Annotated in this window: 17 protein-coding genes and 1 tRNA gene; 7 read left to right on the forward strand and 11 right to left on the reverse strand. The window is 69.0% G+C overall.

Features of this window, described 5'->3' with window-relative positions:
* The first annotated feature begins 26 nt into the window (after positions 1–26).
* On the forward strand, positions 27–455 hold the full coding sequence (locus AC1DMN_RS05390) for an NUDIX hydrolase (protein WP_441976532.1): 429 nt from the start codon (positions 27–29) through the stop codon (positions 453–455).
* 1 nt (position 456) lies between these two features.
* On the opposite strand, the gene AC1DMN_RS05395 is transcribed toward AC1DMN_RS05390, so the two are convergent.
* From AC1DMN_RS05395 to AC1DMN_RS05405, 3 genes are all read right to left on the reverse strand, one after another.
* On the reverse strand, positions 457–942 hold the full coding sequence (locus AC1DMN_RS05395; RefSeq protein WP_477229978.1) for a hypothetical protein: 486 nt from the start codon (positions 940–942) through the stop codon (positions 457–459).
* A 46-nt stretch (positions 943–988) separates the two neighbouring features.
* Entirely contained in the window at positions 989–1,405 is a 417-nt protein-coding gene (locus AC1DMN_RS05400; RefSeq protein ID WP_477230355.1) for an aminoacyl-tRNA deacylase, read from the reverse strand.
* Between the two features lie 107 nt (positions 1,406–1,512).
* Positions 1,513–1,983: a DNA helicase gene (locus AC1DMN_RS05405; protein ID WP_440733203.1), complete on the reverse strand. Its 471-nt coding sequence runs from the start codon at positions 1,981–1,983 to the stop codon at positions 1,513–1,515.
* A gap of 169 nt (positions 1,984–2,152) precedes the next feature.
* Here AC1DMN_RS05405 and AC1DMN_RS05410 point away from each other — a divergent pair, with 169 nt between their 5' ends.
* On the forward strand, positions 2,153–2,710 hold the full coding sequence (locus tag AC1DMN_RS05410; RefSeq protein ID WP_233310797.1) for a peptidylprolyl isomerase: 558 nt from the start codon (positions 2,153–2,155) through the stop codon (positions 2,708–2,710).
* 49 nt (positions 2,711–2,759) lie between these two features.
* Complete coding sequence (locus AC1DMN_RS05415) at positions 2,760–3,650, forward strand: rhomboid family intramembrane serine protease (RefSeq protein WP_477229977.1); 891 nt, start codon at positions 2,760–2,762, stop codon at positions 3,648–3,650.
* 270 nt (positions 3,651–3,920) lie between these two features.
* Here AC1DMN_RS05415 and AC1DMN_RS05420 read toward each other — a convergent pair whose 3' ends face one another.
* Positions 3,921–4,160: a cell division protein CrgA gene (locus AC1DMN_RS05420; RefSeq protein WP_440732751.1), complete on the reverse strand. Its 240-nt coding sequence runs from the start codon at positions 4,158–4,160 to the stop codon at positions 3,921–3,923.
* Between the two features lie 78 nt (positions 4,161–4,238).
* Between AC1DMN_RS05420 and AC1DMN_RS05425 the strand changes: the two genes are divergently transcribed.
* Positions 4,239–5,039 carry a class E sortase gene (locus AC1DMN_RS05425; protein WP_477229976.1) on the forward strand — a complete coding sequence of 267 codons (801 nt, stop codon included), beginning with the start codon at positions 4,239–4,241 and terminating at the stop codon, positions 5,037–5,039.
* Positions 5,039–5,212 carry a hypothetical protein gene (locus AC1DMN_RS05430; protein ID WP_441976537.1) on the forward strand — a complete coding sequence of 58 codons (174 nt, stop codon included), beginning with the start codon at positions 5,039–5,041 and terminating at the stop codon, positions 5,210–5,212. The genes AC1DMN_RS05425 and AC1DMN_RS05430 overlap by 1 nt, the downstream gene beginning before the upstream one ends.
* 103 nt (positions 5,213–5,315) lie before the next feature.
* On the opposite strand, the gene pknB is transcribed toward AC1DMN_RS05430, so the two are convergent.
* From pknB to AC1DMN_RS05465, 7 genes are all read right to left on the reverse strand, one after another.
* On the reverse strand, positions 5,316–7,016 hold the full coding sequence (gene pknB, locus AC1DMN_RS05435) for a Stk1 family PASTA domain-containing Ser/Thr kinase (RefSeq protein WP_477230354.1): 1,701 nt from the start codon (positions 7,014–7,016) through the stop codon (positions 5,316–5,318).
* 65 nt (positions 7,017–7,081) lie between these two features.
* Positions 7,082–8,818 carry a protein kinase domain-containing protein gene (locus AC1DMN_RS05440; RefSeq protein ID WP_477383941.1) on the reverse strand — a complete coding sequence of 579 codons (1,737 nt, stop codon included), beginning with the start codon at positions 8,816–8,818 and terminating at the stop codon, positions 7,082–7,084.
* Complete coding sequence (locus tag AC1DMN_RS05445; protein ID WP_477383943.1) at positions 8,815–10,272, reverse strand: peptidoglycan D,D-transpeptidase FtsI family protein; 1,458 nt, start codon at positions 10,270–10,272, stop codon at positions 8,815–8,817. Before AC1DMN_RS05445 ends, AC1DMN_RS05440 begins: the two co-directional genes overlap by 4 nt.
* 13 nt (positions 10,273–10,285) lie before the next feature.
* The gene (locus tag AC1DMN_RS05450) at positions 10,286–11,686 is read right to left on the reverse strand and encodes an FtsW/RodA/SpoVE family cell cycle protein (protein ID WP_440732756.1); all 1,401 of its coding nucleotides are present in this window, start codon (positions 11,684–11,686) and stop codon (positions 10,286–10,288) included.
* Positions 11,683–12,933 carry a protein phosphatase 2C domain-containing protein gene (locus AC1DMN_RS05455; RefSeq protein WP_477383945.1) on the reverse strand — a complete coding sequence of 417 codons (1,251 nt, stop codon included), beginning with the start codon at positions 12,931–12,933 and terminating at the stop codon, positions 11,683–11,685. The genes AC1DMN_RS05450 and AC1DMN_RS05455 overlap by 4 nt, the downstream gene beginning before the upstream one ends.
* Positions 12,934–12,942: 9 nt before the next feature.
* Complete coding sequence (locus AC1DMN_RS05460) at positions 12,943–13,458, reverse strand: FHA domain-containing protein FhaB/FipA (RefSeq protein WP_440732758.1); 516 nt, start codon at positions 13,456–13,458, stop codon at positions 12,943–12,945.
* A complete protein-coding gene (locus AC1DMN_RS05465; RefSeq protein WP_477383947.1) occupies positions 13,455–14,219 on the reverse strand; it encodes an FhaA domain-containing protein in 765 nt (254 codons plus the stop codon). The genes AC1DMN_RS05460 and AC1DMN_RS05465 overlap by 4 nt, the downstream gene beginning before the upstream one ends.
* Before the next feature lie 227 nt (positions 14,220–14,446).
* Here AC1DMN_RS05465 and AC1DMN_RS05470 point away from each other — a divergent pair.
* Positions 14,447–14,530, forward strand: a tRNA-Leu gene (locus tag AC1DMN_RS05470).
* A 226-nt stretch (positions 14,531–14,756) separates the two neighbouring features.
* Complete coding sequence (locus tag AC1DMN_RS05475) at positions 14,757–17,261, forward strand: right-handed parallel beta-helix repeat-containing protein (protein ID WP_477229972.1); 2,505 nt, start codon at positions 14,757–14,759, stop codon at positions 17,259–17,261.
* Positions 17,262–17,352: the final 91 nt, after the last annotated feature.

The following is a 17,352-nucleotide window of genomic DNA, read 5'->3' on the forward strand; positions in this document are numbered from 1 at the left end:
GTCGGGGACGGCCTAGGGTGTGAACCATGGACATGCGCGTCGCGGCATACGCGGTCATCCTGGACGAGGACCGACGTGTGCTGCTGGCGCGGTGGACCGAGGGTCGCCGGGTGTCGTGGACGATGCCCGGGGGCGGGCTGGAGCCGGGTGAGGATCCGGAGACCGCGGTCCGGCGCGAGGTGCGCGAAGAGACCGGCTACAAGGTGGTCGTCGATGAGCTGCTGGGGATCCACTCCAGGGTGATCCCGGCCCGCCGCCGGGTCACGCCCGGCGCGACCGAGCCGCTGCACACACTGCGCATCGTGTACCGGGCGCGGATCGTGAGCGGCAAGCTGCGCTTCGAGAAGGGCGGATCCACCGACATGGCCGCCTGGTACGCGCTCGACGAGGTCGCCGGCCTGCAGCGCGTGCGCCTCGTGGATATCGCTCTCGGGATGGCGGGCGCGAGGGGCTGAGTCAGCGCAGGACCTCGACCAGGGCGACCCAGGAGATCACGATCGCGACGACGAGCGCGAGGAGTGACCCCGCGGCCGCGAACAACAGCCCGACGGGCAGGCCTGTCAGCAGGAGCACGCCCGCTGCGCTGTAGGCGATCAGCGGCAGGAAGCCCAGAGCCGCGCGGGGCAGCGTGTTGCCCAGCCCGGGATCGTGCCGGAGGGCGAGCGCGGCATGCACCTGGAACCCCGCGGCTCCGGCCGTCGTCGCCAGCAGGAGCACGCCGAACCAGAGCGGTTCGAGTGCGGGGATGAGGGCGATGCCCGAGGTGAGGATCGCGAGCACCAGCCCCGCGATCGCCGCGGCGAGCCGCGCGGTCAGGGCCTTGGCGAGGATGATCTTCTCGATGTTGACGCTCGCCGCGACGATGACCAGCCCGGCGAGGGCCGCAGTCGCGCCCAGCATCGCGACGTGGAACTCCGACCACGCATCCAGTGCATCCGTCATTCCCGGATGCTACCCCCGCGCTCGCACGCTGCGCAGGGGCGTGTCATCACTCCGGTTCGGAGATGTCGGCGACGGTCGCGTCGTAGGCCGCGATGAGATCGTCGGCGTCCACGAACAGGCTGTAGCCGTGGGCACCCGCGCCCATCGCGATCCGCCGCCCGCGGATCGTCTCATCGGCGAAAACCGGCCAGTCGGTGGTGCTGCCGATCGGAACGATCGTGCCGCGTTCGTAGCCGGTCGCGGCCAGTGCGACGGCCGGTTCCGGGAGTTTCAGCCGGTTCACGCCCACGAGGGCGCGCAGCTTCGGCCAGGAGATCTTGCGACCGCCGGGGATGAGCGCGAACAGGAACGTGTCGTCGGCTCTCTTGACCACGAGGGTCTTCACGATGCCGGAGGGATCCAGCCCGAGCAGCGCCGCGGCCTCCTGCAGGCTGTTCGCCGCCGGGCGCTCGCGGATCTCGATGTCGAGGCCGCGGGCGGCCGCGGCGTCGCGGACGCGGGCGTGCGGCCCTTCGACGGGCTCGGAAACGGACCCTTCGACGGGCTCGGGAGCCGGCGAAGCGGACGTGCTCACGCCTCGGGGGCGTTCAGCGGGTCGTCCGCGACCCAGAGCTCGTCGTCGGCACGCAGGGCCTGCCAGGCGGCGACGAGGACGCCCACCGCGGCTGCGGCGCCGAGCACGATCGCAATGACGGCTCCGATGCCGAGTCCGCTCTTGCGCTCCGCGGGCACGGCGACCACGGCGCGCGGGGTGTACGGGGTGCCGGTGCGCTTGGCGTTCGCGATGTCCCACGCGCTGAGCGCGGATCCGACCACACCGCCGATCGCGGGGACGACCTTGTGATCCACGACATCGCGAGAGAACTTGATGCTCTTGTCGACGGCGGGAACCACACGGTGCTCGTACACGTCCTGCACGGTGGGAACGACCTGCTCGCGGCGGAAGTTGTCGAGCTGCCTTCCCGCCTCACGGGCGACGTTCGCGGCATCGCCGACGATGACCTGCTGCGCGGCCCACAGCTTGTTCGCCTCGCTCTGCAGCTGGCGGAGTTCCTTCTGACGCTTGCGGCTCAGGCTCACGATGCCCTCCCAATCGAAACGGGGTTCGGACTCCCCATCCTGCCAGAGAAGTGCCTGTGCGGCGGGTGTGCATCCGAGAAGTTCACAGGCGAATCGGAAGGTCGCGGGGATCCGATGCGAGAATGGATCCATGCCTCACGCCACTCACGTCGCCACGCTGCACACCAACCACGGAGACATCGTCGTCAACCTCTACGGTGACCACGCTCCCCGCACGGTGAAGAACTTCGTCGAACTCTCCGACGGCACCGGATCCTGGACGCACCCCGCCACCGGCAAGCCCGGCGAGGGCCCGCTGTACAAGGACGTCATCTTCCACCGGATCATCCCGAACTTCATGATCCAGGGCGGCGACCCGCTCGGCCAGGGCGTCGGCGGCCCCGGCTACAACTTCAACGACGAGATCCACGGCGAACTCAACTTCAACGAGCCCTACATCCTCGCGATGGCCAACGCGGGCCTGCGCCGCAACGCCATCACCGGCCAGGTCGAGGGCACCAACGGCTCGCAGTTCTTCATCACGACCGACCCGACCCCGTGGCTGCAGGGCAAGCACACGATCTTCGGCGAGGTCGCCGATGACGCGTCCAAGGCCGTCGTGGACGAGATCGCCGCGGTGCGCACCGGTGCGGGCGACCGCCCGGTCGAGGACGTGGTGCTGCAGTCCGTCGACATCGTCGCGAACTGACCCCGCGCCCTTCGACAGGCTCAGGGACCCAGGAATCCGGAGTGCACGGATGACGACTTCGGAGTTCCACGCGAATCCCGACAACTTCTGCTACCGGCATCCCGGACGGCAGAGCTTCGTGCTCTGCCAGCGGTGCATGCGCACGATCTGCCCCGAGTGCCAGACGCAGGCCCCGGTCGGCGTGATCTGCCCGGAGTGCATGCAGGAGCAGCGTCGCAGCCAGACCCCGGCCCAGCGCCGTGCCAACCGGCGCTGGGGCGCGCGGTCGATGACCGCCGTGGGCGGGCGTCCGATCGTGACGTACTGGATCCTCGCGATCACCTCGGCGGTGAGCCTGCTGCAGCTGCTCCCTGGAATCGGCTCGGTCATCACCGGCTACCTGCAGTTCGCGGGCGCGTACCTCTACCCGTCGCTGTCCGGACTGCCGTTCGAGCCCTGGCGCCTTCTGACCGCACTCCTTGTGCACGGCGGTTTCATCCACCTCGGCCTCAACATGCTGGCGCTGTGGATGGTCGGGCAGCAGCTCGAGCCGCTGCTGGGTCGCGCGAAGTTCCTCACGCTGTATCTCGTGAGCGGTCTCGGCGGCTCCGTCGCGATGGCTCTGATCGATCCGGCGCAGCCCACGGTCGGGGCGTCCGGGGCGATCTTCGGCCTGTTCGTCGCGCTGATCGTGATCGGCCGCCACCTCGGCGGCAACATCGTCGGAGCGCTGGTCGTGCTCGCCATCAACTTCGTGTACGGATTCATCGTGCCGGGGATCGCGTGGGAGGCGCACGTCGGCGGTGCCGTCGTCGGCGCGCTGGTGGCGCTCATCTACGTCCGCACGAGCGGCCGCGGCACGGCGAGGTTCTGGTGGATCGGCCTCGTCTCGGCGCTCGTCCTCGTGCTGCTCGCCGTGGTCGCGATCGTTCCTCCCCTGCTCATCACCGCCGGCCGCTGAGCACCGGACCACAACGGCCCTCGCCTTCAGGCGGGGGCCGTTCGCCGTCCTCCGGGGCCGTGTGAATAACAGCCGTGTAATTCTCCCCACATGGGGATAGATCTGTGGATAACTTCGGGGAGGGGGTGTGCATATCCATCCCCAGAATGTGGATAACCCGCTGGATCCGTGGACAACCCTGCGGGATACGGTCTCTGAGCCTGTCGAAGGGCGGGAATGCAGAAACGCCCCCGCGTGAGCGAGGGCGTCTCGAGAAGCGGAGCGGTGGCGTCAGCGCCAGCGCGTCGTCATCAGGAAGCCGATCAGGGCGATGCCGAGACCGATCAGCAGGTTCCAGGACTGCAGGCCCGGGATCGGGTACTGCATGCCTGTGATGTAGAAGACCAGGATCCAGGCCAGGCCCAGCAGCATGAAGCCGACCATGACCGGTTTGAACCATACGGCGTTGGGAGCGGTGCCGCCGTCGACCTTCTCGGCAACGGCTTCTTCGGGCTTGCGGGATCGTGCCATGGGCTCAGTCTACCCAACGGGCCGCAGCGCACATCAGGTGGTGTTCGCGAGGAAAGGTCGCCTCGGTAGGATCGCGGGATGACCGACGCCCCGCGAGCCGCCGCACGCCGTGCCGGCCGGGGCGGACGAGCCCACCGCCGCGTCACGGTCACGAGCGTGCTGGGCGAGCTGCTGCTCACCGCGGGCGTCGTGGTGCTGCTGTACGTGGCATGGCAGATGTGGATCGGCGACATCATCATGAGCGCCGCCGCGAACGACAAGGGGCAGTCCATCAGCGCGCAGTGGGCGAAGGATCCGGCCCCCGCGCTGCCGGCCGAGATCGACGACGGGAGCGGCGTCGACGGCGCGCACCCCCGATACGAGCCGCCCGTGATGCCCGCGCCGGAGGACGGGGTGCCGTGGGGCGCCCTGATGCGCGTGCCGCGCTGGGGCGCCGACTACGCCGTCACGATCGCGGGCGGTGTGACCCGGCCCGACACCCTCGACCACGGCTGGATCGGGGTCTACCCGGGCTCGGGCATGCCAGGGCAGGTCGGCAACCTCTCGATGGCGGCCCATCGCACCACCTGGGGCAAGCCGTTCAACCAGCTCGACCGGCTGCGCCTGAACGACGCGATCGTGATCGAGACGGAGCAGGGCTGGTACACCTATCGGTTCCGCACGCTCGAGTACGTGACGCCGGACAGCGTCGACGTTCTGGATCCCGTCCCGCAGGAACCGGATCCGGCTGCGGCGGGCGCCCCCGGAGGCCGGTACATCACTCTCACGGCGTGCTCGCCGCTGTACTCGCTCGCCGAGCGCATCGTGGCGTACGGGGTGTTCGAGAGCTTCCAGCCGCGGGCCCTGGGCGCCCCGGACTCGTTGAAGGCGGTGAGCTGATGTACGGCGCGCTGTGGCGCATCCTCCCCGGCCCGTGGTGGGTGCGGCTGATCATCGTGCTGGTGCTGCTGGCCGCGGTGCTGTACGGACTCATGTTCTGGGTGTTCCCCTGGGTGAGCCCGCTGATCTCGCCCGGCGATGTGAGCATCGAGCCCGCGCCGACCCCGACCTGAGCGGATCAGGGAGGGCACCGCGTTTCGCCTCCGCGTTTCGTCTCGCCTTCGGCTCGCTCAACGCCCGTGTGCTGCGCGCAGCGCGCTCAACGACCTCGACGCGTCACTTGCCGGTGCAGTAGCTCAGGTCGATCGTCGACAGCACGGGAACGTCTCCGGGGGGCGCCGACATCGACGCGACCGTCTTCGGATCCGTGGCCTTGCAGTTCGGGTTGCCGACCGGGTTCGCCGTGAGCCCCAGCTCCTGCAGGGTCTGAGTCGCCGAGTCCAGCGTCCAGCCGGTGAGGTTGTTCAGCGTCACCACGCCGCTCGCGACGACGAGGTCGATGACGGTACCCGGAGCGACCTTGGTGTCGGCCTGCACGCTCGACGACAGCACGATGTCGTGCTGCGTGCGGGGGTCGTTCTCCTGCCGGATGGATCCGAGTTGCAGACCCGCCTTGGAGAGAGCGTCTTTGGCGGCGGTGGCGCTGAGGCCCACGAGCTGCGGGACCTTGACATCGGCCGCGCCGCTGGAGACGTACACGGTGACGGACTGGCCCTTGTCCATGTGGGTACCGGCCTCGGGCTCGGTGCTGACGACCTTGCCCTTCTCGACGGTCGCATCCGACTGGTCGATGCGTATGGCGCGCAGGTCGTTCTTCGACAGCAGCGCGACAGCCGATTCGTAGGTCTGCCCCGCCAGGCTCGGAACGGTGCGGGTGGCGCTCGGCACATCTGTGGTGGGCTTGATCGCGAGCACCCAGATCAGCACCGAGGCCAGCAGCACCACGAGCAGTGCCACGCCGGCCCAGATCCACGCCACCGGGGGACCCGACTGCGTGCGCGTCATGGTCGTGTCGGTGGAGAGTTGGCGGAGGGTGCGCGCGGTCTCCTGGGCGTGCCGCGGGCTCGGCCCGTACAGCTCACTGGTGAGCGATGACAGCTGCTTTTTCGTGGGGACGGCGCCGGTCACGGCGTCGTCGAGCGCGGTGCGGAACGAGACCGCGTCGGGGAAGCGCTGGAAGGGATCCTTCGCCATCGCGCGCAGCACGACCGGATCCAGGGCGCGGATGCGCTCGAGCTCAGCGGCGGAGTGCTCCTCGTCGTGCACCTCGCTCGGCGGCAGCGGGGTCTCGCTGACGTGCTGGTAGGCGACGGCCACCGGGGAGTCGCCGCGGAACGGCTGCCGTCCGGTCAGCATCTCGTACAGGACGATGCCGGCGGAGTACAGGTCGGTGCGMGCRTCGACYTGCTCGCCCTTGGCCTGCTCCGGCGAGAAGTACGCSGCGGTGCCGATGATCTGCGTGGTCTCGGCGACCGTGGACGACGAGTCCGACACGGCACGGGCGATCCCGAAGTCCATCACCTTGACCGTGCCGGCCGGTGTGATCATCACGTTGCCCGGCTTGATGTCGCGGTGCACGACACCGGCGCGATGCGAGTACTCCAGAGCCTCGAGAATGCCGTCGGCATAGCGCACCGCATCGGCGGTCGACACCGGCCCGCGCGCGATGACGTCCTTCAGCAGCTCGCCGTGCACGAGTTCCATGACGATGAACGGCACAGGCTCGGCAGCGGTGCCCCCGGCCTCGGGGGTGGCATCCTCGCCCGCGTCGAACACGCGCACGATCGAGGGGTGCGACATGCGCGATGCCGCCTGCGCCTCCATCCGGAACCGGGTGCGGAACGCGGTGTCGCGCGCGAGCTCCCTGTCCAGGATCTTGATCGCGACCTCGCGCCCGAGGGTCAGGTCGTACCCTCGGTGCACATGGGCCATGCCACCGCGGCCGATGAGATCATCGACGCGGTAGCGACCGGCCATGATGCGCGTGGTCGTCGCCACAGAGGACCCCCCTCGTTCTCGTGTTCAGTACTGCTGTCCGCCGCTCAGGGCGTCGGCGTCGGTGTTCCCGGACCGACTCCCGGCAGGATCAGCTCCAACATCTGCGGCGACGGACCGCTCTCGCGCTTGCTGTCCCCGCACAGCGCGATGTACGTCGCGGTGACCTGAGCTCCGGGCTGGTTCGCGATCGAGATCTGCGCGTTCAGCGTGCCGGCGTCGAAGGTCTTCTGGGATCCGTCGCCGACGAAGGTCGCATTGGTCAGCGTCACCACGTAGCCCGACACGTTGCCGGTGCCGCTGGGGCACACGAAGCCGGCCCAGCTGAGCTGCACGTTCTGCCCGGCGATCGCCGGTCCGCCGAGCGTCGGCGGCGAGTCGGGTGCGCCGATCGGAGCGAGGTCGCCGTAGACGGTGAGCTTGACCGAGGTGCCCTTCTTGACGTTGCCGCCGCTGGGGTCGGTGCTGTAGACCGTGCCGACCTTGTCCTGCGCGGGGGCGCTGTCGCCCGTCGAGCAGGATCCGTCGAGGCCTGCGCCCTTGAGCGTCTGCACCGCGGCGTCGCACGTCTGGCCGACCAGGTTGAGTGTGCTGAGCGCGACGGTGTCGGCCGTCGGCGTCGGGGTGGGCGTCTTGCTCGGCGTCTTGCTCGGCGTGGTCTGCGAGGTCGTCGACGGAGCGGGCTCCGGGGCCTTCTGATTCGACAGCAGTGCCCAGATGGTGCCGCCGAGCACGATGATCAGCAGCGCGATGAGGGCGATCAGCGGCCAGGTCCACGGGCTGCGCTTCTTCTTCTCCGGGGCCGCATCGGCCTCGGTCGGGATCTGCGCCGTGGTCGGCATGATCGTGGTCGCACCCTGCGTCGCGCCCATGAGCTGCGTCATGGCGTCGTCGGAGCTCGCGACGGCACCGGCGCCCACGACGCCGGCGATGACGGCGGGCACCGCGATCGCGGCGGAGTTCAGATCGCCGCGGCGCAGCGCCTGCGCGGCACGGGCGACGGTGGCGGCGGAGCTCGGCCGGTCCGCCGGCTTCTTCGCGATCATCGCCATGACCAGGTTCTGCACCGGCTGCGGCACCGTGGCGGGCAGCGGCGGCGGGGTGTCGTTGATCTGCGCCATCGCGATCGCGACCTGCGACTCGCCCGTGAACGGGCGCTTTCCTGCCAGACATTCGTACGCGACGATGCCGAGCGAGTAGATGTCGGTGGCCGGGGATGCGGCATGACCGGACGCCTGCTCGGGCGAGAGGTACTGCACGGTGCCCATGACCTGACCGGTCGCCGTGAGCGGCACCTGGTCGGCGATGCGGGCGATGCCGAAGTCGGTGATCTTGACGCGGCCGTCCGGCGTGATCAGCAGGTTGCCGGGCTTGATGTCGCGGTGCACCAGACCCGCGGCGTGCGCGGCCTGCAGTGCGGARGCGGTCTGCGCGACGATGTCGAGCGTCTTGTCGGCGCTGAGGGCGCCCTCGCGCTCGATGATGGTCGAGAGGGCCTCGCCGGGCACGAGCTCCATGACGAGGTACGCGGAGCCGTTCTCCTCGCCGTAGTCGAAGACGCTCGCGATGCCCTCGTGGTTCACCAGGGCAGCGTGGCGGGCCTCGGCGCGGAAGCGCTCGAGGAAGCCAGGATCCCCCATGTACTCGTCCTTGAGGATCTTGATGGCTACGGTCCGCCCGATGACGTGGTCGGTCGCCTCCCACACCTCGCCCATGCCGCCGATGGCGATCCGAGACTGCAGCTCGTAGCGACCGCCGAAATGCACACCTTGCGTCGGCCTCATTTCTTCAGCACCGCCTCCATGACCTTCTTGGCAATCGGTGATGCGATTGCATCACCGGATCCGGATTGTCCTTGCCCACCGCCGTCTTCGACGACGACCGCAACGGCGATCTCCGGGTTCGAAGCGGGCGCGAAGCCGGTGAACCACAGCGTGTAGGGATCTGTGTCGCCGTTCTCCGCTGTGCCCGTCTTACCGGCCACGTCGACTCCGTCTATTCTTGCACCCTGCGCCGCGCCGCTTGAGACCGACGCCTGCATGGCCGCGGTGATCGCCGCGGCCTGCTCGGAGCTCATGGCCTGCCCGAACTGGGTGTTGTCGAACTGCTTCTGCACCGAMAGATCGTCGCCGASGACCTGATCCACCATGCGCGGGTTCATCACGACGCCGTCGTTCGCGATGCCGGCGGCGACCATGGCCATCTGCAGCGGAGTCGCCCGCACGTCGCCCTGACCGAACCCGGTGAGACCGGTCTGGTCGGAGGACAGGCTCTTCGGATAGGTCGAGGGGGTCGACTCCAGCGGGAGGGAGAACGCCTTGCCGAAGCCGAACTTCTCCGCCGTGGCGCGGATGTCCTTGTCGCCGAGCTGAACGGCCAGCTCTGCCATCGGGATGTTGCAGCTCAGCCGGATCGCATCGGCGAGGGTCACGGTCGGCCCGTCGCCGCAGGTGCCGCCCCAGGCGTTGTGCACCGCGGTGGTCGTGCCGGGCAGCGTGTAGGCGGCGGGATTCGGGAACGTCGACTGCATCGTGAACTTGCCGGAGTCGAGCGCCGCGCTGGCCACGACCAGCTTGAACGTGGATCCGGGAGGGTTCATGTTGCCGCCGATGGCGCGGTTGTTCAGCGGCTTGTTCGGATCGGCGACGAGCCCGTCGTAGGTCTTGTTGGCCGCGGTCCCGTCGTGCACGGCGAGGGAGTTCGTGTCGAAACCGGGGGTGGAGACCATGGCCAGGATCCGCCCGGTCTTCGGCTCGATGGCGACGACGGCTCCCTGGTAGCCCTGCAGGGCGTCGTAGGCGGCCTTCTGCGTCACCGGGTCGAGACTGAGGCGCACGTTCGCGCCCTTCTGCGGCTGGCCCGAGATGATGCGCTCGATCGAGGACAGGAACTGCGTGCTGCCGGTGCCGCTGAGCTCGCTGTTCATGGCCTTCTCGATGCCGGTGGCGCTGCCCAGGGCCGGGTTGTAGTAGCCCGTGACGGCGGACCACATCTGCGGGTCGGTGTACACCCGCTGGAACGAGTACATGTCGCCCGACGGCGTCGACGTGGCGATCGGGGTGTCGCCCGCGAGGATGGATCCGCGCTGGATCTCGTAACTGTCCAGACGCGTGCGCCGGTTCGCGTCGTTCTGCGAGAGCGCATCGGCCTGCACGACCTGGATCCAGCTCACCGAGCCGAACAGTGCGAGGAACATGACCAGCACGAGGATGCTGATCCGACGGAGTTCTTTCGTCATCCGATCACCTTCCTCATCCGATCACGACCCTGGGCTGGCGGCGCACCCCGTCGGAGATGCGCAGCAGCAGCCCGACGATGAGCCAGTTCGCGATGAGCGAGGATCCTCCCGCGGCGAGGAACGGGGTGGTGAGTCCCGTCAGCGGGATCACCCGGGTGACGCCGCCGACCATGATGAASACCTGCAGRCCGATCGTGAACGAGACCCCCACCGCSAGYAGYTTGCCGAAGTCGTCCTGMCCSGCGACGCCGATCCGCAGTCCGCGGCTGACGAACACCATGTACAGGCAGAGCAGGGCGAACAGCCCGATGAGGCCGATCTCCTCGCCGAGGCTGGTGATGATGAAGTCGCTCTCGGCGACGGGCGTGATCTGCGGGCGGCCCTGGCCGAGGCCGGTGCCGAGCAGTCCGCCGTGCGCGAGGCCGAAGATGCCCTGCGTGAGCTGGTAGCTCTGGTCCTCCATGAGGTCCGGGTTGAAGGCGTTGATCCAGGTGTTGAACCGGTTCTGCACGTAGGTGAGGAACTGCGACACGATCGCGACGCCGACCACCACGCCCGCGACGCCGATGAGCACCCAGCTCGTCTTGCCGGTCGCGACGTAGAGCATGACGATGAACATGCCGAAGATGAGCACACCGGTGCCGAGGTCGTGCTGGGCGACGATGATCGCGAGCGAGATCAGCCACACCACGATCACGGGCCCGAGCTCGCGCATGCGCGGCCAGGTGATGCCGGCGAAACGCTTGCCCACCGAAGACAGGCTCTCCCTCGTGCGAACCAGGTAGCCGGCGAAGAAGATCGCCAGGAAGATCTTCGCGAGCTCGCCCGGCTGGATCCCGAGTCCGGCGATGTTGATCCAGACGTCCGCGTTCGCGTCGTCGACGCCGAGGCCGGGGATGAACGGCAGGATCAGCAGCACGATGCCGGTCAGGCCCGACAGGTACGTGAAGCGGTACAGCACGCGGTAGTTGCGCAGGAAGATCACGAGCGCGATGGCGCCGATCACCGAGATCGCCATCCACATGAGCTGCTTGTTCGAGTAGGCGTCGAAGCCCACCCGGTGCGCCGCGATGTCGAGACGGTAGATCTCCGCGATCCCGACGCCGGTCAGCAGCGTCGCGATCGGCAGGACGAACGGATCCGCATCGCTCGCCACGAAGCGCAGCACGATGTGCAGGGCGAAGACGAGCACGGCGAGCCCGCCGCCGATGAGCAGGATCATCGGGTCGATCCGGCCCAGCGCGCCCAGCTGCACGAGGGTGAGCGCGGTGCCCGCGACGACCACAGCGAAGAGCAGGAGCCAGAACTCGCGGTTGCGCTGCGTCTGCGGCCCGCGGATCCTGCGCAGCGCGCGCAGCACGGCGGTGTCGGCGGCGACGTCGCCGGCGTGAGGTGCGGGTGCGGTGGAGGTCATGGCTTCTTCCCCGTCCCTGCCGAGGCGCGGAGGCGCTCGACGATGGCGTTCGCATCGTCGAGGGACCGTGCGGTGATGGTCTGCTGCACGAGCGACTGGTTGAAGCTCGGCAGATCGGACATGCTGATGCCGGTGTCGTCGTACACGTGCGAGAGGGAGATCGGCCCGAGCTCCTGCTGGATCCCCTGGAAGACCGCGACCGTGTCCGACTGGGTGTCGACGCCCACGAAGTAGCGCGTCTGAGTCCACGCGTAGGCGCCGAACAGCGCGGCCGCCATGAGCGCGATCACGACGATGAGGCCGGTGATCCAGCCGACCCGTCGGCGCACCGAGCGGCGGTGGTCCTCCTCGATGAGCTCCTCGAGGTAGTCGGCGGCGGGCTCGAAGTGCGTCGGCTCGTTCGCCGCCTGGCGCACGGGGTGCAGCCAGCTGGGACGGGCCGGGCGCGCCGCCGGAACGACGATGCCCTGCGGATTCGCCGCAGCGCCGACGACCGTGGCGGATCCGGAGAGCACGGGGTGCTGGCCGCCGACATCGACGATCACGATCGTGACGTTGTCCGGGGCACCGCCGTCGAGGGCGTAGCGCAGCAGGCCGTCCGCGGTGCGCCCCGGCGCCATGCCGAGCCGCAGCGTCTTCTGCATGTGCGCCTCGTCGACCACGCCGGACAAGCCATCGGAACACAGCACCCAGCGGTCGCCGGGCAGCGTCGGCATGACGAACATGTCGAGCTCGGGATCCGCGTCCATGTCGCTGAGCACGCGCATGAGTACGGAGCGGCGCGGGTGATAGCGCGCCTCCTCGGGGGTGATCCGCCCGGAGTCGACCAGGCGCTGCACGAACGTGTGGTCGGTGGTGATCTGGGTGAGCGTCTCGTCGCGGTAGAGGTAGATGCGCGAGTCGCCGATGTGGCCGATGACGGCATAGTCGTCGACCATGATGATCGCGTCGAGCGTGGTGCCGAGGCCTGCCAGTTCCGGGCGGTCCTTGACGGCGCGGATCATGTCGCCCGCGGCGGTGGTGGCGGCCGCCTGCAGCGAGGCCTCCGCGTCCATGGTGGAGGGGTAGGCGTGGTCGAGGTTCTGCAGCCGGTGGATCGCGATGCTGCTCGCGACGTCGCCACCCGCGTGGCCGCCCATGCCGTCGGCGACGACGAACAGGTTCGCCCCGGCGTAACCGGAGTCCTGGTTGTTGGAGCGGACCTTCCCGGTGTGGGAGATCGCGGCGCTCGAGCCCTCGAAGACCATGGTCGCCGGTTACGCCCGCAACTCGAACGTGGTGGCGCCCACCTTGATGGGCGCGCCGATCGGTACGGGCACCGGGGCGCCGACGCGCTCGCCGTTCAGGAACGTGCCGTTCGTGGAGTCGAGATCCTGCAGCATCCACGCCTCGCCCCACAGCAGCAGTCGCGCGTGGTGGCTGGACGTGTAGTCGTCGCGGATGACGAGACCCGACTCGCTGGAGCGGCCGATCGACATCGGCTCGGATCCGAGCGGCACTTCGAGGCCGGCCTTCGGACCCGAGGTGATCACGAGCTTGGTGACGGTGGACGTGGTGGCGGGGCCGCCGGGCTTGCCCTTCGGCGCGGCCGCGGGCTTGGCGGGCGCCGGCTTCGCGGCGGGAGCGCTCGCCGCGGCGGCTTGGCCCTGAGGAAGCTTGCGCACGCGCACGCCGAACAGATCCGCACGCAGCGAGTAGACGACCGCGAACACGAAGAACCACATCAGCACGAGGAAGCCGATGCGCAGCAGGAGCAGTGTCAGTTCACTCACGGATTGACCCCGAACGCGCGCGTCGCGTCGTCGCCGCGGGCCGGTGCCGAGACGGGCACGACCTGGAAGGTCAGGTCCGTGCGGCCGATCGTGATGACCATGCCGCTCTCCAGCTGGGCCTCGCGCACGCGCTGGCCGTCGAGCTTGGTGCCGTTGGTGGAGCCGAGGTCGCGGAGCATGGCGTGATCGCCGTCCCACAGCACCTCGGCGTGCTTGCGGCTGGATCCGGCGTCGGCGATGGTGATGTCGGCATCGCTGCCGCGCCCGATGACAGTGCGGGCCTTCGTGAGCGGGTACCGGGATCCGCCGGTCGAGATCTCGGCCTGCCAGGTGACCCGTCCGGTGCTCGAGGTGGAAGCGGACTCGACGCGCACGGTGCCGGTGGCGAGCTTGTCGTCGGCCTCGAGGGCGATGTTCACGGGGCCGGCGAAGCTGTAGCCCTGCGAACGGGCGTGCTCCTTCACCAGCACGTGCAGCTCGTCGATGAGAGCGGATCCGAGTCCGTGCATGGCGGTCGCGTCCTCGCCGCTGAGATTCACGAGGAAGGTGCTCGGCACGATGATGCGGTCGCGGCTGACGACAGCGGCCTTGGTGTCCATCTCACGGCGCAGGGCCGAGGCGATCTCCACGGGCTGGATGCCGCTGCGGAAGGTCTTCGCGAAGGCGCTGTTCACTGCGCGCTCGAGACCCTTCTCAAAGCTGTCTAGTAGTCCCACTGGGCTCCCATGGCTCACCGATCGGTACGGCCATGTTAGCGACACGGCCTGAATGAAGCCCCGGATGGCGCGATACGCAGGAAACCCTGAAGCGGTCGGGTGACGCGGCGGGCGGAAGGCAGGGGCTCGGATCCGCGAGGGGCCCGGCCGCGCGGGATCCGGTCGCGCGGGACCCGGCGTGCGGATGGGGCGGCCTGCGGGCGCGGCGCCGTGGTTCGAACCGGGACTCGGGGCGTGATATTCTCGGGAGGTTGGTTCGCGAGGATCGACATGCGCGAGTGGCGGAATAGGTAGACGCGCTGGCTTCAGGTGCCAGTGCCTGCAAGGGCGTGGGGGTTCAAGTCCCCCCTCGCGCACAGAACGAAGAAGGCCCGGATCTCAGGATCCGGGCCTTCTTCGTCTCCGCGCGCAGAGCGGCCGCGGCCCTCCTCCTCGTGACAGACGGAGGATCGATGTCATTGCCGCATGAGCCGACCGGATCGATTCCGCTCGTACGTGTGCGAATGCGTTCGCTTCCTTTCGTTGGAACACGCTTTCCCGTGACCATGGGGGCACAGGACTGCATTCGAGGAGGAACGCACGATGGCCCGCACTTCGCATCCCCATCCCATTGCCGCATCGGGGAGGATCCGCCGCTGGACGGGCCTCCTGGCCGGTGCAGCGACTCTTGCTCTGCCGCTCGTCGGGCTCGGGGCGCTGCCCGCCGCCGCAGCGACCGGCGCCGAGTATCGCGTCGACTGCGGCGCGGCCGACGCCGGCGCGGACGGCAGCGCCGACCACCCGTACACGACCCTCGCCGAGGTGAACGCTCTCGCGCTCCAGCCCGGTGATGCGCTGCTGTTCGCCCGCGGCACGACGTGCACAGGCACGCTCATCCCGCACGGATCCGGATCCGCTGATGCGCCGATCGTCGTGGGTGCCTACGGCGATGGCGCCGCGCCGGTCATCGACGGCGCAGGCGCGCACGACGCCGTACTGCTGAAGGACATCGAGCACATCACGGTGCAGGACCTCGCGATCACGAACGCCGCGAACCCCGGCACCGAGCGGAACGGGATCCGTCTCTCCCTCACCGACTTCGGCAAGGCGAGCGGCTACGTGCTGCAGCGACTCGACGTGCATGACGTGATGGGCGACGACAACAAGGGACTGAATGGATCCGCTGCGATCCAGATCGGCATCGGGGGCAAGAGCACGCCGACGTGGATCGACGGGCTGCAGATCCGCGACAGCACGATCACGCATGTCGGGCGCGAGGGCATCTACTTCAAGTCGACCTGGAACAAGCGTCCCGAGGTCGGATCCCAGGACACCAGCGGTCTCGGCCCGTGGACGCCGAGCACGGGCGTCGTCATCGCCGGCAACACCCTGACGAGCGTCGCGGGCGACGGCATCAAGGTCGACACGACGAAAGGCGCGGTGATCGAGCACAACATCCTCGCGGGCTTCCAGCTCCGATCCGCCGTGGCGAATGCCGGCATCTGGCCCTTCAACGCCGACGACACGCTCGTGCAGTACAACGACGTGTCCGGGGGTGGCAACAGTCACGACGGCATGTCGTTCGACGCCGACGGCGGATCCCAGAACACCGTCTTCCAGTACAACTACAGCCATGACAACGCGGGCGGCCTGCTGCTCGTCTGCCCCTACTCCGGTGCGCGCACCTGGGGCACTGTGTTCCGCTACAACATGAGCTACGACGACGCGGCGCGGGTGTTCCAGCTGTGCCCCGGCAACATCCAGGACACGCACATCTACAACAACACGATCGTCGACGAGCACGCGACGCCCACGTACTTCCTCCAGGACGACAACAGCACCAGCCGCGGCGTGACGTTCAGCAACAACATCATGGTCAACCGCGGCGCTCCCATGGGCGTGCAGGTGCGCGGCCCCGGGCTGTCGTTCGATCACAACCTCTTCATCGGCGTCACGGGCGTGCCCGCGAATGCCGACGGCGCCGTCAACCCGGGCGGTCTCGGCGACGACCCCGGCTTCGTGGAGGAGACCCACAAGCCGACCGGCCTCGACGGACTCGGCGGTCTGGGGCTACGCCAGTTCTCGCCGGCCTTCCGCGCCGGTCTCGCGGTCGCGGACAACGGCGGACGGGACATCACTGGCACCCCCGTGCCTGAGACGGGCCCGGTGAACCTGGGCGCGGACCAGGGCGTCGGCGCGCACACGGATCCGTCGGCGGTATTGCGGATGCCGTCCGTCACGGCCGCAGCGGGCCTGCCGGTCACCGTGCACGTCACCGCGACATTCTGGGGCGCCAAGCCCACGCGCAGCGCGACGGCCGCATTGCAGGCGCCGGACGGATGGACGGTGACCCCGGTCCAGGCGAGCGTTCCGGACGGGCTGAAGTCCGGCGCGGGCGCGGAGCTGTCCTGGACCGTGACCCCGCCCGCCGATGCCGCGGAAGGCACAGCGACGCTGACCGCGACCGTGACCGCCGGCGACGGCCTGCTCGGCGGCGTCGCGACGGACGCAAAGGTGCGCGCCCTTTTCGCGTCGGTCGAGGCCGCCTACAACGATGTGGCCATCACCGCGGACGGCGCCTCGCCGTATACGGGCGATCTCGCGCTCAGCCGGAGCAGCCTCTCCTCGAACGAGCTGCTGAAGGCCAAGGGCATCGCTCCCGGTGCGACCGTTCAGGGCGCAAACGTCGCCTACACCTGGCCGCAGTTCACGCCGGGTGAGAAGAACGCGGTGTGGGCCAGCGGGCAGAGCATCGCCGTGCACGGGCAGGGCACCGCGCTCGGACTCGTGGTGTTCGGCGTGAACGCATATCCCACCCCGGTGTCCGGCACGGCATCGGTGACGTACACGGACGGATCCACGAGCTCGTTCACGCTCGCCGCCGGCGATTACTACTACAACCAGCCGGCGACGGGGAACACGTTGTTCACGAAGATGGCCTATCGCAACACCCCCAGCGGCAAGGGAAACGGCCCGTTCAGCCTCTTCGAGAGCACGATCCCGATCGACGGCGCGAAGCAGGTCGCCTACGTGACGCTGCCGCAGCGGCCGGCCTACACGGACGGCAAGACGCCGGGCCTGCTGGTCCTGGCGATCGGCGTCGGCTGACCCGCGCGGTGAGCCGAGTCCCTGTCCCGTCGTGCGGGCAGGGACTCCGCCCGCGCGCAGACGCTTCACACTGCAGCCGAAGGGCCAGTAT

The sequence above is a fragment of the Microbacterium sp. 01T413_2 genome (assembly GCF_056398985.1).

Coding starts and splice junctions, on each gene's coding strand:
- AC1DMN_RS05390 (WP_441976532.1), top strand. CDS start 27: ATGGACATGCGCGTCGCGGCATACGCGGTCATCCTGGACGAGGACCGA.
- AC1DMN_RS05395 (WP_477229978.1), bottom strand. CDS start 942: ATGACGGATGCACTGGATGCGTGGTCGGAGTTCCACGTCGCGATGCTG.
- AC1DMN_RS05410 (WP_233310797.1), top strand. CDS start 2,153: ATGCCTCACGCCACTCACGTCGCCACGCTGCACACCAACCACGGAGAC.
- AC1DMN_RS05415 (WP_477229977.1), top strand. CDS start 2,760: ATGACGACTTCGGAGTTCCACGCGAATCCCGACAACTTCTGCTACCGG.
- AC1DMN_RS05420 (WP_440732751.1), bottom strand. CDS start 4,160: ATGGCACGATCCCGCAAGCCCGAAGAAGCCGTTGCCGAGAAGGTCGAC.
- AC1DMN_RS05425 (WP_477229976.1), top strand. CDS start 4,239: ATGACCGACGCCCCGCGAGCCGCCGCACGCCGTGCCGGCCGGGGCGGA.
- AC1DMN_RS05430 (WP_441976537.1), top strand. CDS start 5,039: ATGTACGGCGCGCTGTGGCGCATCCTCCCCGGCCCGTGGTGGGTGCGG.
- AC1DMN_RS05455 (WP_477383945.1), bottom strand. CDS start 12,933: ATGGTCTTCGAGGGCTCGAGCGCCGCGATCTCCCACACCGGGAAGGTC.
- AC1DMN_RS05475 (WP_477229972.1), top strand. CDS start 14,757: ATGGCCCGCACTTCGCATCCCCATCCCATTGCCGCATCGGGGAGGATC.